Source organism: Pseudomonas sp. RW409, from assembly GCF_003184125.1.
GTDB classification, from domain to species: Bacteria; Pseudomonadota; Gammaproteobacteria; order Pseudomonadales; family Pseudomonadaceae; genus Aquipseudomonas; species Aquipseudomonas chlororaphis_I.
Map to the genome: position 1 here is coordinate 130,877 of NZ_QHHP01000033.1, position 13,962 is coordinate 144,838.

At 61.6% G+C, this 13,962-nt stretch carries 11 protein-coding genes and 1 pseudogene; 10 read left to right on the forward strand and 2 right to left on the reverse strand.

Annotation, left to right across the window (positions count from 1 at the left end):
* Positions 1-92: 92 nt before the first annotated feature.
* Together DK261_RS13705 and DK261_RS13710 are read right to left on the reverse strand one after the other, a co-directional pair.
* The gene (locus DK261_RS13705; RefSeq protein ID WP_110175863.1) at positions 93-1,586 is read right to left on the reverse strand and encodes a CoA-acylating methylmalonate-semialdehyde dehydrogenase; all 1,494 of its coding nucleotides are present in this window, start codon (positions 1,584-1,586) and stop codon (positions 93-95) included.
* A gap of 140 nt (positions 1,587-1,726) precedes the next feature.
* Positions 1,727-3,076: an aspartate aminotransferase family protein gene (locus DK261_RS13710; RefSeq protein ID WP_038630538.1), complete on the reverse strand. Its 1,350-nt coding sequence runs from the start codon at positions 3,074-3,076 to the stop codon at positions 1,727-1,729.
* 126 nt (positions 3,077-3,202) lie between these two features.
* Between DK261_RS13710 and DK261_RS13715 the strand changes: the two genes are divergently transcribed.
* The 10 genes and pseudogenes from DK261_RS13715 to DK261_RS33360 all read left to right on the forward strand — a co-directional run.
* Positions 3,203-4,123 carry a LysR family transcriptional regulator gene (locus DK261_RS13715; RefSeq protein ID WP_009046837.1) on the forward strand — a complete coding sequence of 307 codons (921 nt, stop codon included), beginning with the start codon at positions 3,203-3,205 and terminating at the stop codon, positions 4,121-4,123.
* A 132-nt stretch (positions 4,124-4,255) separates the two neighbouring features.
* Entirely contained in the window at positions 4,256-5,650 is a 1,395-nt protein-coding gene (locus DK261_RS13720) for a uracil-xanthine permease family protein (RefSeq protein WP_110175864.1), read from the forward strand.
* Positions 5,651-5,738: 88 nt separating this feature from the next.
* Entirely contained in the window at positions 5,739-6,401 is a 663-nt protein-coding gene (locus DK261_RS13725; RefSeq protein ID WP_009046835.1) for a TetR/AcrR family transcriptional regulator, read from the forward strand.
* 12 nt (positions 6,402-6,413) lie between these two features.
* Complete coding sequence (locus DK261_RS13730; protein WP_009046834.1) at positions 6,414-6,995, forward strand: YigZ family protein; 582 nt, start codon at positions 6,414-6,416, stop codon at positions 6,993-6,995.
* A 551-nt stretch (positions 6,996-7,546) separates the two neighbouring features.
* On the forward strand, positions 7,547-9,112 hold the full coding sequence (locus DK261_RS13735; protein WP_101281758.1) for an ABC transporter ATP-binding protein: 1,566 nt from the start codon (positions 7,547-7,549) through the stop codon (positions 9,110-9,112).
* A gap of 15 nt (positions 9,113-9,127) precedes the next feature.
* Positions 9,128-10,234, forward strand: a complete 1,107-nt coding sequence (locus DK261_RS13740) for an ABC transporter permease (protein WP_101281757.1) — start codon at positions 9,128-9,130, stop codon at positions 10,232-10,234.
* Positions 10,234-11,160 carry an ABC transporter permease gene (locus tag DK261_RS13745; protein WP_016703814.1) on the forward strand — a complete coding sequence of 309 codons (927 nt, stop codon included), beginning with the start codon at positions 10,234-10,236 and terminating at the stop codon, positions 11,158-11,160. Before DK261_RS13740 ends, DK261_RS13745 begins: the two co-directional genes overlap by 1 nt.
* 1,529 nt (positions 11,161-12,689) lie before the next feature.
* Positions 12,690-13,304, forward strand: a complete 615-nt coding sequence (locus DK261_RS13755) for a MotA/TolQ/ExbB proton channel family protein (RefSeq protein ID WP_009046830.1) — start codon at positions 12,690-12,692, stop codon at positions 13,302-13,304.
* A gap of 30 nt (positions 13,305-13,334) precedes the next feature.
* Positions 13,335-13,742: a biopolymer transporter ExbD gene (locus tag DK261_RS13760; protein WP_009046829.1), complete on the forward strand. Its 408-nt coding sequence runs from the start codon at positions 13,335-13,337 to the stop codon at positions 13,740-13,742.
* Positions 13,742-13,962 (forward strand): annotated as a pseudogene (locus DK261_RS33360) (energy transducer TonB); the annotation flags it as partial. The gene DK261_RS13760 and the pseudogene DK261_RS33360, both read left to right, overlap by 1 nt.

A 13,962-nucleotide genomic window follows, 5' to 3' on the forward strand; every position in this document is an offset into this window, starting at 1 on the left:
ACTTATTTTCACAAATCTGTCATATCGATCAAAAACGCCCTTAAAAGCAAAGGCCGCCCCCAAGGGGGCGGCCTTTAATACCCTTCTACTTATTACAAGCTAGGGAAGGCAAACTGCGATGCTTCATGGCTGGCACGCTGTGGCCAACGCTGAGTGATCGCCTTGCGACGGGTATAGAAACGCACACCGTCCGGACCGTAGGCATGCAGGTCGCCAAACAGCGAACGCTTCCAGCCGCCGAAGCTGTGGTAAGCCACCGGCACCGGCAGCGGTACGTTGACGCCCACCATCCCGACTTCGATCTCGTCACAGAACAGACGCGCCGCTTCACCGTCACGGGTAAAGATGCAGGTACCGTTGCCGTACTCGTGATCGTTGATCAGTTGCATGGCCTCCTCCAGGCTGTTCACTCGCACGACGCACAGCACCGGCCCGAAGATCTCTTCTTTATAGATGCGCATTTCCGGGGTGACGTTGTCGAACAGGCAGCCACCAAGGAAGAAGCCTTCTTCATGCCCCGGCACGCTCAGGCCACGACCGTCGACCACCAGCTTCGCGCCCGCCTTCACGCCATCCTCGACATAACCGCTGACCTTGTCCCGCGCCTGACCTGTGACCAGCGGCCCCATGTCCAGGCCACAGGAAGTGCCGGCACCGATTTTCAGCGCTTTGATCTGCGGCACCAGCTTGGCCACCAACGCATCGGCCACCTGGTCGCCGACACACACGGCAACCGAGATCGCCATGCAGCGCTCGCCGCAGGAACCATAGGCCGCCCCCATCAGGGCGCTGACCGCGTTGTCCAGGTCGGCATCCGGCATCAGCACGGCGTGGTTCTTCGCCCCGCCCAGCGCCTGCACGCGTTTGCCGCGCTTGGTGCCTTCGGCGTAGATGTATTCGGCAATCGGCGTCGAACCAACGAAGCTCAGTGCCTTGACTTCCGGCGCTTCGATCAGCGCGTCCACCGCAGCCTTGTCGCCGTGCACCACACTCAGCACGCCTTTCGGCAGACCGGCTTCCAGCAGCAGCTGGGCGATCAGCAGGGTCGAACTCGGGTCACGCTCGGATGGCTTGAGGATGAAGCAGTTGCCGCAGACGATCGCCAGCGGATACATCCACAGCGGCACCATCGCCGGGAAGTTGAACGGGGTGATGCCGGCAACCACGCCCAGCGGCTGGAAGTCGGACCAGGCATCGATGTTCGGGCCGACGTTGCGGCTGTACTCACCCTTGAGGATTTCCGGAGCGGCACAGGCGAACTCGACGTTCTCGATACCACGCTTGAGCTCACCGGCGGCGTCCTCCAGGGTCTTGCCGTGTTCTTCACTGATCAACTGGGCGATGCGCGATTCGTTCTGCTCCAGCAGTTGCTTGAAGCGGAACATCACCTGGGCACGCTTGGCCGGCGGCGTGTTGCGCCAGGCCGGGAAGGCAGCCTTGGCTGCATCGATGGCGTTCTGGATGGTTTCGCGGCTGGCCAGCGGTAGCTTGTGGATCGCCTGACCGGTGGACGGGTTGAACACATCGACCGCGCGACCGCTCTCGGTCACCAGTTCACCATTGATCAAATGCGGGATAACGCTCATCGGGGAACTCCTGAAGTTGTCCACAGGCACCCGCCAAGGGGCGCCTGCTCTATATAGATGACTTTGAACATGAGCCAAACCACGATGGCGCCTATGAGTACGCCATCGCGAGCAAGCTCGGCTCCTACAGTTTTGGGGAATCAGTCGAGCTTGTTCAGCACTTCGCCGACGGCATCGAACAGACGGTCCAGATCCTGCGGCTTGCTGTTGAAGGTCGGGCCGAACTGCAGGGTGTCGCCGCCGAAGCGTACGTAGAAACCGGCTTTCCACAGGGCCATGCCCGCTTCGAACGGACGCACGATGGCATCGCCATCCCGTGGCGCAATCTGGATGGCACCGGCCAGGCCGAAGTTACGGATGTCGATGACATTCTTCGCACCCTTGATGCCGTGCAGCGCCTTCTCGAAATGCGGCGCCACCTCAGCGACGCTCTGCACCAGTTTTTCCTTCTGCAGCAGATCCAGTGCCGCCAGGCCGGCCGCGCAGGCCACCGGGTGCGCCGAGTAGGTGTAGCCGTGGGGGAATTCCACCGCGTACTCAGGGGTCGGCTGGTTCATGAAGGTCTGGTAGATCTCGGAGCTGGCAATCACCGCGCCCATCGGAATCGCACCGTTGGTAACTTGCTTGGCGATGCACATCAGGTCCGGGGTCACGCCAAAGCTGTCGGCACCGAACATCTTGCCGGTACGGCCAAAACCGGTGATCACTTCGTCGAACACCAGCAGGATGTTGTGCTGGTCGCAGATTTCCCGCAGGCGCTTGAGGTAACCCTGTGGCGGCACCAGCACGCCAGCGGAACCGGCCAGCGGCTCGACGAACACCGCGGCGATGTTGGAGGCGTCATGCAGTTCGATCAGCTTGAGCAGCTCGTCGGCCAGGGCGATACCGCCCTGCTCCGGAATACCGCGAGAGAACGCGTTGCTTGCCAGCAGGGTGTGCGGCAGGTGGTCGACATCCATCATCGCCTGGCCGAACAGTTTACGGTTGCCGTTGACCCCGCCGAGGCTGGTGCCGGCAATGTTCACGCCGTGATAGCCACGGGCACGGCCGATCATCTTGGTCTTGGTCGACTGGCCTTTCAGGCGCCAGTAGGCGCGCACCATTTTCACCGCGGTATCGGCGCATTCGGAGCCGGAGTCGGTGAAGAACACATGGTTCAGGTTGCCCGGGGTCAGCGCGGTGATTTTCTCGGCCAGCTGGAACGACAGCGGGTGACCGTACTGGAAGCCCGGCGAGTAATCGAGGGTGCCCAGTTGCTTGGCCACCGCTTCCTGGATTTCCTTGCGGGTGTGGCCGGCACCACAGGTCCACAGGCCGGACAGCGAGTCATAAACCTTGCGGCCCTTGTCGTCGACCAGCCAGCTGCCTTCGGCGGCGACGATCAGACGTGGATCGCGCTGGAAGTTGCGGTTGGCGGTGTAGGGCATCCAGTGAGCATCGAGCTTGAGCTGGCTGGCCAGGGAAGCTGGAGCGTTTTCATGCATGTTCATGGGGCAAAACCTCGCAGGGCAATAAGCGGCGCAGGGATCGGAAAGCGTTGTTGCAGCTAAGTTGCCACGGCTATAAAGTCGGTGAAATCCAACTTTTATAACCTTCAGTCAGTGGTTCACTAAACTATGAGCAGCCGTCGCGCCGACCCGCTGGCGCAAGTCAGCGACTTTGATATCCGCCTGCTGCGGATCTTTCGCAGCGTGGTCGAGTGCGGTGGCTTTTCCGCCGCGGAAACCGTGCTCGGCATCGGTCGCTCGGCCATCAGCCAGCAGATGAGCGACCTCGAGCAACGCCTCGGCCTGCGCCTGTGCCAACGCGGGCGCGCCGGCTTCTCGCTGACCGAAGAGGGTCGCGAGGTGTATCAATCGGCCCTGCAACTGTTGAGTGCCCTGGAAAGTTTTCGCACCGAGGTCAACGGCCTGCACCGTCACCTGCGGGGCGAACTGATCATCGGCCTGACCGACAACCTGGTCACCCTGCCCCACATGCGCATCACCCATGCCCTGGCTCAACTGAAGGAACGCGGGCCGGACGTGCAGATCCAGATCCGCATGATCGCCCCCAACGAAGTCGAACAAGGGGTGCTCGACGGTCGCCTGCATGTCGGCGTGGTGCCCCAGGCCAGCGCCTTGTCCGGGCTGGAATACCAGCCGCTGTACAGCGAACGCTCGCTGCTTTACTGCGCCGTCGGCCATCCGCTGTTTTATGTCGACGACAAGCAGCTGGACGATCGGCGCCTCAACGAGCAGGACGCCATCGCCCCGACTTTCCGCCTGCCCGCCGAGATCCAGGCCCATTACCAGGCGCTCAATTGCACCGCCAGCGCTTCGGACCGCGAAGGCATGGCGTTCCTGATCCTGACCGGACGCTACATCGGTTACCTGCCGGACCACTACGCCAGCCTCTGGGTCCAGCAGGGGCGACTGCGCGCGCTCAAACCCGCTTCACGCTTTTATGACCTGAGCCTGGCATCGGTCACACGCAAGGGCCGTCGCCCCCATTTGGTGCTGGAAAGCTTCCTGGACAGCCTGGCAGCCACCCGCTGAAAAAACAGAAGACGCCATCAAAGCCTCACATTCATTGGCTTACAGCGGCGATAACGCACAATAACCTGAGCACCTGGACAGCTTTTTGCAGGGCACGAAGACCTTGAACCGTCAGCCCTGAGTTTCCAGTCCATGCAGCCAGACACCTCCCGCCAAAGCGATCTGATCTACGGCCTCGACGATCGCCCGAAACCGCTCGCCGCGATACTCGCCGCCCTGCAGCATGTGCTGGCGAGCTTCGTCGGCATCATCACCCCGCCGCTGGTAATCGGCTCGGCCCTGGGCCTGGGCACCTACCTGCCCTACCTGATCAGCATGGCGCTGATGGTTTCCGGCGTCGGCACCTTCATCCAGGCGCGCCGGCCATTCGGGATCGGCGCGGGGATGATCTGCCTGCAAGGCACCAGCTTCGCCTTCCTCGGCGCAGTGCTGTCCGCGGGTTTTCTGGTCAAGCAACGGGGCGGCAGCCCGGAAGACATCCTGGCGATGATTTTCGGCGTATGTTTTTTCGGCGCGGCGGTGCAGATCGTCCTGAGCCGCTTCATCGGCCAATTGCGTCGGGTCATCACGCCGCTGGTCACCGGCATCGTGATCACCCTGATCGGCGTCAGCCTGATCAAGGTCGGCATCACCGACCTGGGCGGCGGCTTCAATGCCGCGGACTTCGGCGCCACAGGCAATCTGGCGCTGGGGCTGTTCGTGCTGTTGACGATCATCCTGCTGAACCGCTCGAACACGCCCTGGGTACGGCTGTCGGCAATCATCATCGGCCTGACCCTGGGTAGCCTCGCCGCCTGGTTCAGCGGCAAGCTGGTGCCCCAGGCGTTGCCCGACCTGCCGCTGGTCAGCCTGCCGACGCCCTTCCGCTTCGGCTTCAGCTTCGACTGGACGGCGTTCCTGCCCGTGGCGCTGATCTACCTGATCAGCACCATCGAAACCGTCGGCGACCTGACCGCCAACTGCATGCTCGCCCGCCAGCCCATCAGCGGCCCTTCTTATATAAGCCGGCTCAAGGGCGGCATCCTCGGCGACGGCGTCAGCTGCATGATCGCCGCGACCTTCAGCGCCTTCCCCAACACCACCTTCGCCCAGAACAACGGGGTGATTCAGCTGACCGGCGTGGCCAGCCGGCATGTCGGGCTGTATATCGGCCTGCTGCTGTTCTGCCTGGGCCTGTTTCCACTGATCGGCGCGGTGCTGCAGCAAATCCCCAAGCCGGTGCTGGGCGGCGCGACCCTGGTGATGTTCGGCAGCGTCGCCGCGGCCGGCGTGCGCATCCTCGCCCAGGCACCGCTGGACCGGCGCAGCATGCTGATCATCGCCACCTCCTTCGGCGTCGGCCTGGGGATCGCGGCGCAACCGAACCTGCTGCACCTGTTGCCCAAGGTGGTGCAGAACCTGTTCGACTCGGCGATCACCAGCGGCGGCCTGACCGCGATCCTCATGTGCCTGTTGCTGCCGGAAGACCGGGCCGCGCTGCGTAGCGCAAATCCGGCTCGCGAAAGCGACACCCTGGAACCGCTTTGAGGGTTTTCTGCCCATTAAGACTTGTCTGAGGCTTGTGGGTGCGCTATCAACGCACTGGTTGCACCCACAGAACAGCTCGGAAACGCCTATGACCCTTGAAGTCCCAGCCCACGCCGGTCCTCAAACCGCCAAGCCCGCCAGCCGTATTCGCCAGAAAAACGAAGAAGCGATCATCAAGGCCGCCGAAGACGAGTTCGCCCGTCACGGTTTCAAAGGCACCAGCATGAACACCATCGCGCAGAATGCCGGCCTGCCCAAGGCCAACCTGCACTACTACTTCACCAACAAGCTTGGGCTGTATGTCGCGGTGCTGAGCAACATCCTCGAGCTGTGGGACAGCACCTTCAACACCCTGACCGCCGAGGACGATCCGGCCGAAGCGCTGAGCCGCTACATCCGCGCCAAGATGGAGTTCTCCCGACGCCAGCCGCAAGCTTCACGGATATTCGCCATGGAGATCATCAGCGGCGGCGAATGCCTCAGCGAATACTTCAGCCAGGACTACCGCGCCTGGTTCCAGGGGCGCGCCGCGGTGTTCCAGGCCTGGATCGACGCCGGCAAGATGGACCCGGTGGACCCGGTGCACCTGATCTTCCTGCTGTGGGGCAGCACCCAGCATTACGCCGACTTCGCCACCCAGATCTGCCGCGTCACCGGTCGCAGCAAGCTGACCAAGCAGGACATGGAAGACGCCGGCAACAACCTGATCCGCATCATCCTCAAGGGTTGCGGCCTCAAGCCTGCCTTATAAAGAACACAGCGCATGCCCTTTACCCTCGCCGGCCTTTGCGAATACCGCGAAGAGATTCGCAAAAGCCGCTTTATCGCCCTCGCCGCACCGATCAACAGCGCGGCCGAGGCCCAGGCCTTTATCGAACAGCACAGCGATCTCAACGCCTCCCACAACTGCTGGGCCTGGAAACTCGCCGACCAATACCGCAGCAGTGACGACGGCGAGCCTGGCGGCACTGCCGGCCGGCCGATCCTCGCGGCCATCGAGGCCCAGGATTGCGATCAGGTCGCGGTACTGGTGATTCGCTGGTACGGCGGCATTCAACTGGGCACCGGCGGCCTGGCCCGAGCCTATGGCGGCAGCGCCAACAAGTGCCTGCAAGGCGCCGAACGCATCGAACTGATCAGCCGCGTAGCCCTGCGCTGCGCCTGCAGCTTCAGCGAGCTGGCCCTGGTCAAGCTGCGGCTCGCCGAACTCGGCGGGCTGCTGGTCGAGGAGCAGTTCACGGCCAACGGCGTGGAACTGCAACTGGCCCTGGGTGAAAGCCAGATCGCCACCCTGCAAAGCCAGCTGGCCGACCTGAGCCGCGGGCGCATCTTCTTGCAGCGCTGAGTGCACCAATACGCACCCACGCCTGGAAATCATCCTGTGCACAATGGCCCGGTGGATAGCCGACTTGCCCACACCTGCTGTGCACCCGGCTGTGGATAACCTGAGCACACTCGCCTGTAACCCTTTTGCAACGTGGCTTTGCGGCGGTTGCTCACTTTTCGTCCAATTGCTCATCAAAAACATATTTTTCAAGTTAAAACAGTAAGTTAGCTCGGTTTATCGCTTTTAGAAGAAAGCCACACAGTGCTTATGCCCGACCTTTGGGCTTGCACACAAATACTGTGGAGCAAGCTGTGGATAACCCGTGCAAGGCTGCGCCAGCCGCCGATACGGCAAGGCTTGCAGGCACCTGATCATTTTTCGACCAGTCTCGTTCGGGTAAACCGCAGCCTTTTCAAGCACCTTGCCCTGAACTGGTGCCAAGTGCAGGTGCAGGGAACGAGCAAAGGGGGCACGAGGCCGCAGTTCATCGGGGCCCTGGCAATTTCCTGACTCACTGGCCAGGAAATTGCTTTGTCCACCGGCATAACGTTCAGCAACCCGAGTCCGTCATGCCAAACCCTGTACCCATCCCCGATGCAACACCCCGCCTGCAACTGCGCAGGATCACCAAGCGTTATCCCGGTTGCCTGGCCAACGACGGGATCGACCTGAGCATCCAGCCCGGGGAGATCCATGCCCTGCTCGGTGAAAACGGCGCCGGCAAAAGCACCCTGATGAAGATCATCTACGGGGTAACCCAGGCCGACTCGGGCGAGCTGATCTGGCAGGGGCAGCATCAGCTCATGCGCAATCCGGCCCAGGCGCGCAGCCTGGGGATCGGCATGGTGTTCCAGCATTTCTCGCTGTTCGAGACCCTGAGCGTGGCGCAGAACATCGCCCTGGCCATGGGCGCCGCAGCCGGCACGCCGAAGCAGCTGGAGCCGAAGATCCGCCAGGTTTCGCAGCGCTACGGCATGGCCCTGGAGCCGGAACGCCTGGTGCACAGCCTGTCCATCGGCGAGCGCCAGCGGGTGGAGATCATTCGCTGCCTGATGCAGGACATCCGCCTGCTGATCCTCGACGAACCAACCTCGGTGCTGACGCCCCAGGAGGCCGACGAACTGTTCGTCACCCTGCGCCGCCTGGCCAGCGAAGGCTGCAGCATTCTGTTCATCAGCCACAAGCTCGGCGAAGTCCGCGCCCTGTGCCACAGCGCCACGGTGCTGCGCGGCGGCCGGGTGGCCGGGCACTGCATACCCGCGCAATGCTCGGACCAGGAACTGGCGCGGCTGATGGTCGGCGAAGCCGCGGGCCTGATCACCGATTACCCGAAGGCCAAGGGCGGCGACGCCTTCCTGCAAGTCCAGAAGCTGTCCTGGCCCAACCCGGATCCGTTCGGCTGCTCGCTCAAGGACATCGACCTGGACGTGCGCAGCGGGGAAATCGTCGGCATCGCCGGGGTCGCCGGCAACGGCCAGGACGAACTGCTGGCCCTGCTCAGCGGCGAACAGCGCCTTGGCCGCGCCCAAGGCGCCACCCTGCGCTTCGCCGGGCAAGCCGTCGCCCACCTGCGCCCCGACGCCCGCCGCGGGCTGGGCCTGGCGTTCGTCCCGGCCGAGCGCCTGGGCCACGGCGCCGTGCCGGAACTGAGCCTGGCGGACAACGCCCTGCTGACCGCCTTCCAGCAAGGGCTGGTGAGCAAAGGCCTGATCCAGCGCGACAAGGTGCTGGCCCTGGCCGAAGACATCATCCGCCGCTTCGCGGTGAAAACCCCGGACAGCCAGACCGCCGCCCGCAGCCTGTCCGGCGGCAATCTGCAGAAATTCATCCTCGGCCGGGAAATCCTCCAGCACCCCAGGCTGCTGATCGCCGCGCACCCGACCTGGGGCGTCGACGTCGGCGCCGCCGCGACTATCCACCGGGCCCTGGTGGCCCTGCGCGATGCGGGGGCGGCGATCCTGGTGATCTCCGAGGACCTCGATGAACTGTTCCAGATCAGCGATCGCCTGGCGGCCCTGTGCGGCGGTCGCCTGTCGGCGCTCAAGGCCACCGCGGACACCAGCCTGATCGAGGTCGGCGGCTGGATGGCCGGCCAGTTCGATACTCCCGTCCACTTATCTGCTCAGCCCGCGTAACGGAGCTCTTTATTTATGCTGCTTTCTCTCGAACCCCGCGGCCAGCAATCGCGCCTGATGCTCTGGTGCTCGCCGCTGCTGGCCGCGGTCCTGACCCTGGGCTGCGGCTCGCTGCTGTTCATCGCCCTGGGCCACGACCCGCTGGAAACCTTGCACACCTTGCTGATCGCCCCGATCAGCGACCTGTATGGCGTCTCGGAACTGCTGGTCAAGGCACTGCCGATCCTGCTCTGTGCCCTCGGCCTGGCCGTGGCGTATCAGGCGCGGATCTGGAACATCGGCGCCGAAGGCCAATTGCTGCTCGGCGCCCTGGCCGGCAGCGCGCTGGCGGTGCACATCATCGACCTGCAAAGCCGCTGGGCGCTGGTGCTGATCCTGCTCACCGGCACCCTGGCCGGCGCCGCCTGGGCCGGCCTCACCGCCTGGTTGCGCACGCACTTCAATGCCAATGAAATCCTCACCAGCATCATGCTCAACTACATCGCCCTGAACCTGCTGCTGTACTGCGTGCACGGGCCGCTGAAAGACCCGGCCGGGTTCAACTTCCCCGAGTCGGCGATGTTCGGTGATGCCAGCCGCCTGCCGCTGCTCCTGGAAGATGGCCGGGTGCATGCCGGGGTGTATTTCGCCCTGCTGGCCCTGGTGGCGGTGTGGGTGCTGCTGCAAAAGAGCTTCGTCGGGTTCCAGATCAAGGTGCTGGGCCTGGACAAACGCGCCGCCGGCTTCGTCGGTTTTCGCGAGAAACGCCTGATCTGGCTGGCGCTGCTGATCAGCGGTGGGCTGGCCGGTCTGGCCGGGGTGTGCGAAGTCACCGGCCCCATCGGCCAACTGGTGCCCCAGGTGTCGCCCGGCTACGGCTATGCGGCGATCACCGTGGCCTTTCTCGGCCGCCTGCACCCCATCGGTATTCTGTTTTCCAGCCTGCTGATGGCGCTGCTGTACATCGGTGGCGAGAACGCGCAGATGAGCCTCAACCTGCCGCAAGCCATCACCCAGTTGTTCCAGGGCATGATGCTGTTCTTCCTGCTGGCCAGTGACGTGCTGATTCTCTATCGGCCACGCCTGAACCTGCGTTGGGCACGTCGCGCCGCCAACCCTTCCGTACAGGCAGGAGCGCTGTGATGGATATCGATCTGTTGAGCAATATTTTCTACGCCATGATCCGCTGCGGTACGCCGCTGCTGCTGGTGGCCCTGGGCGAACTGATCTGCGAAAAGAGCGGCGTCCTCAACCTCGGCCAGGAAGGCATGATGCTGTTTGGCGCGGTGATCGGTTTTATCGTCGCCCTGAACAGCGGCAACCTGTGGCTCGGCGTGCTGCTGGCGATGCTCGCCGGCATGCTGCTGTCATCGCTGTTCGCCCTGGTGGCGCTGGTGTTCAACGCCAATCAGGTGGCCACCGGCCTGGCCCTGACCATCTTTGGTGTCGGGCTGTCGAGTTTCGTCGGCGCCAGCTGGGTCGGTAAACCCCTGGCCGGATTCGAGCCCATGGCGATTCCGCTGCTGAGCGAGATCCCGCTGATCGGACGCATGCTGTTTGCCCAGGACCTGCTGGTCTACCTGTCCTTTGCCCTGTTCGCCGGGGTGGCCTGGGTGATCCTGAAAAGCCGGGTCGGCCTGATCATCCAGGCGGTCGGCGAAAACCCCGACGCGGCCAGCGCCATGGGCCTGCCGGTGCTGCGGGTACGCACCCTGGCGGTGCTGTTCGGCGGTGCCATGGCCGGCCTGGCCGGGGCTTACCTGTCCCTGGCCTACACACCGATGTGGGCGGAAAACATGAGCGCCGGTCGCGGCTGGATCGCCCTGGCGCTGGTGGTGTTCGCCAGCTGGCGAGTATGGCGCCTGCTGCTCGGCGCCTACCTGTTCGGCCTCGCCAGCATCCTGCATCTGGTGGCGCAGGGCCTGGGCCTGGCGATTCCCTCGAACCTGCTGGCGATGCTGCCGTATGCCGCGACCATCCTGGTGCTGGTGCTGCTGTCCCGCGATGCGCTGCGCACCCGCCTGTATGCGCCGGTGTCGCTGGGGCAGCCGTGGCAGGCAGGTCACTGATCGAAGACTTTTCACTATCGGCATGGGCTGCCTGACAGCCCATGCCCCCACCTCGCAACACCTCCCCTCAGCCCCCGGCCTGGCCCAGGCAACAGCCATCAGAAAGGGCTGGCAGTCCCTATCACCCAACGTGCATGACTCCTGCCTGACAAGGATGGATGAATGGCGCCCCAAACCCGCGCACCAGGCGCCGCTTGAGTGCGCAGCCACAAGTGGAAACAGCCACTCGACTGCCGAATAGCAACCGCTTATCCCTGAATCCGCGGCCAAGGTCATTTGCTTTTCGCCCGGAAACCCTCTATTCCGGCCCCTCCCGGGAAGTTGGCCCGCTTTCTGCTTAAACGATTAAGCTGACCCAAAGGTTAGTTTTTTTGGACGTGAGTTCCATTTTAATTTCGACGGCTGACGAACACTTTGAACAGACAGGTTTTTCACTCAACTGAAGTAACCACACACGATATTCACAGGCAGAACCATTTGTTTTCTTACACTTGAAGAAGTGCATTAATCGCCCGGGCTATCACTCGTCGCATGAGCACTCAGGCTAAAGAAAGACTGGATTATCTATTACAAGATTATCTGTCCCCAATGCAGAAATCGGTCATATAGAAAGATCTGAGTCCTGCCTATGTATTCCAGCATCGGCTCCACCGATTTCCGGCTTATCTCCCAAGTGGCCGGACTCCTAGCACTGCAGGCTATTGATGAAGTAGCAGGCTGTGCTTTATGTCGACACGGGTAACTGTTGTCGACTTTTTTATTCGATTTCACTTCTTGCCCAAGAAGTGAAGAGTTCTCCTCCACAGACAAGGATGTCTTTTCCGGCGAAGTCATTCATCGCCGGTTTTTTATTTATCAGAACGAAAGCCAGGGGCATGCATGCAGTCAACAAGATTGACCTTTGCCCAGAACAACCGGACCAGCGAAAGGCCCCGACCACGGCTTATGGAATCTTCAGCCACGGCCCGATCAAGTTTCGCCCGGTTCCCCCCCTGCGCACTGTATCGGAGAGACCGCAGATCCCTGCTTCAAGCAGGCGAGCCCTTCATACCGGTACGACCTTGCAGGCAGCCGAACACCCGGTCATCCAGGCTGATGAGGACAGCTTCATTTCGAGATATTGAGCCTGTTTTCAAGCACTTCCAGCGACAGGCCAGCCCTTGTATCCGAATCCTGACGCCGAGTAACGGACACAAAACGGTGCGAGGCGTTTCATGTTGGGGCGGATACAAAGGTCCCTGCCGCCACGTATTGAAAATCGATCTCAAGCCGTTTGTCCCGACCCAAACCGCTCGTCAGGAAGAAACCATTCTTTCTCAGCCAAAATTGCCGATTTAGAGCTGTTTTCGAAGATTTTATACATGCTGAAAGGTTTAAGCTGAACTGTTGGTCAGGTTTTTGCAAAGACCCCTTCGCTCGTTCCACCTGGCCCTCCACAGAGGCGTGTCGAGCACCTGCACCAAGGCCTCGCAACGCCGGTCCAGTACCCGCTACCGAGCATGTATCTCAACGTTAATGAAGGATTTCACATGTTAGAAGATGTCATTCAGTACTCCAAAGACTCTTGGGGGCTCATTCCCCTGATGGTGGTGGTATTCATCATCGGGATCGCCGTGATCATCGAACGCTACTTCTTCTTCAGTACGAGTATCAAACTGGGACAAAGTCTTGATCTGGATTTGAAGCGGGTAGACCAGGACAACCTGGCCGACGTCAAGAAAGTTGCAGATCACTACAGTAAAAGTGCCCAAGGCAAGTTGGTATTGGCCGCGGTGGAGTCTCACGGCAAGTCCGAAGAGGCGCTGGAGCGGGATATCGATGAAACCATCATGATTCAGATTCCGCGACTGGATCGCAATCTGTGGGTACTGGATACCTGTGTAACTTTAGGTCCGCTGCTTGGACTGCTCGGTACCATCATTCACATGATCCAGGTATTCAGTGTATTGGCGGCCAATACATCGCAGAAAGTCAGTTCGGTAACCGGGCCTATTGCCCATGCACTGGTCGCCACCGCTGTCGGTTTATGCATCGCCATCGTCTGCGTGATTTTTCTCAATCACTTCAACAAGCGTATCCGCCTGGTCGTCAATCAGATGGAACTGATCAAGTCCATGCTGGTTGGGCGCTTGGCCAAGGGTTGATTAATACCTACGCCACTCGGAGAAATAATCATGGCTAGCAAGAGATCAAACTATCTCGGACATGAAGAGAAAGCCCGCATCGAAATCATTCCGATGATCGACGTGATGATGTTTCTGTTGGTGTTCTTCGTACTCATCATGATCGAGATGATCCAGGGCACGGGCATTACCCTGGAGTTGCCGCAGTCTTCCTCGCAAGAAGCAATCGAGTCGGTAACGCTCAATATCGGCGTCGCCAACGACGGTGGCTTGTTTGTCGATGGCCAGCCCATCAGCGACGAGCAACTGACGAGCCGGCTCACCGAGATGCAGAACAGCGGAAAACTGGATGTAGTGATCGCCGGCGATCGTGGCACCCAATATGAAAGCATCGTGCACACAATGGATCTGGTACGCGCTGCCGGTATCAGTGCTATTGGCCTGGCGACGCAAAACTGATGAACGACCTGACCCCCAACGTACGGCGAGGGGCCTTGTGGGCCTCTGACGACCATCATGTCGACCATCACCTGTCGATGCCGGCGGCTATCGGCCTGGCTGTGCTGGCGGTTGCATTGGGTATCACGTTGCTGAGCCTGATCGAGGCCAAGCAGCCGGTAGTTGAGGAGCCTCCGAAGGTGACTAAGGTGACCATGGTGCAAGTCCCTCCTCCGCCACC

What these genes read in the sequence shown, in the direction of transcription:
- DK261_RS13705 (WP_110175863.1), bottom strand. Translation starts at nt 1,586, where the DNA reads ATGAGCGTTATCCCGCATTTGATCAATGGTGAACTGGTGACCGAGAGC.
- DK261_RS13710 (WP_038630538.1), bottom strand. Translation starts at nt 3,076, where the DNA reads ATGAACATGCATGAAAACGCTCCAGCTTCCCTGGCCAGCCAGCTCAAG.
- DK261_RS13715 (WP_009046837.1), top strand. Translation starts at nt 3,203, where the DNA reads ATGAGCAGCCGTCGCGCCGACCCGCTGGCGCAAGTCAGCGACTTTGAT.
- DK261_RS13720 (WP_110175864.1), top strand. Translation starts at nt 4,256, where the DNA reads ATGCAGCCAGACACCTCCCGCCAAAGCGATCTGATCTACGGCCTCGAC.
- DK261_RS13725 (WP_009046835.1), top strand. Translation starts at nt 5,739, where the DNA reads ATGACCCTTGAAGTCCCAGCCCACGCCGGTCCTCAAACCGCCAAGCCC.
- DK261_RS13730 (WP_009046834.1), top strand. Translation starts at nt 6,414, where the DNA reads ATGCCCTTTACCCTCGCCGGCCTTTGCGAATACCGCGAAGAGATTCGC.
- DK261_RS13735 (WP_101281758.1), top strand. Translation starts at nt 7,547, where the DNA reads ATGCCAAACCCTGTACCCATCCCCGATGCAACACCCCGCCTGCAACTG.
- DK261_RS13740 (WP_101281757.1), top strand. Translation starts at nt 9,128, where the DNA reads ATGCTGCTTTCTCTCGAACCCCGCGGCCAGCAATCGCGCCTGATGCTC.
- DK261_RS13745 (WP_016703814.1), top strand. Translation starts at nt 10,234, where the DNA reads ATGGATATCGATCTGTTGAGCAATATTTTCTACGCCATGATCCGCTGC.
- DK261_RS13755 (WP_009046830.1), top strand. Translation starts at nt 12,690, where the DNA reads ATGTTAGAAGATGTCATTCAGTACTCCAAAGACTCTTGGGGGCTCATT.
- DK261_RS13760 (WP_009046829.1), top strand. Translation starts at nt 13,335, where the DNA reads ATGGCTAGCAAGAGATCAAACTATCTCGGACATGAAGAGAAAGCCCGC.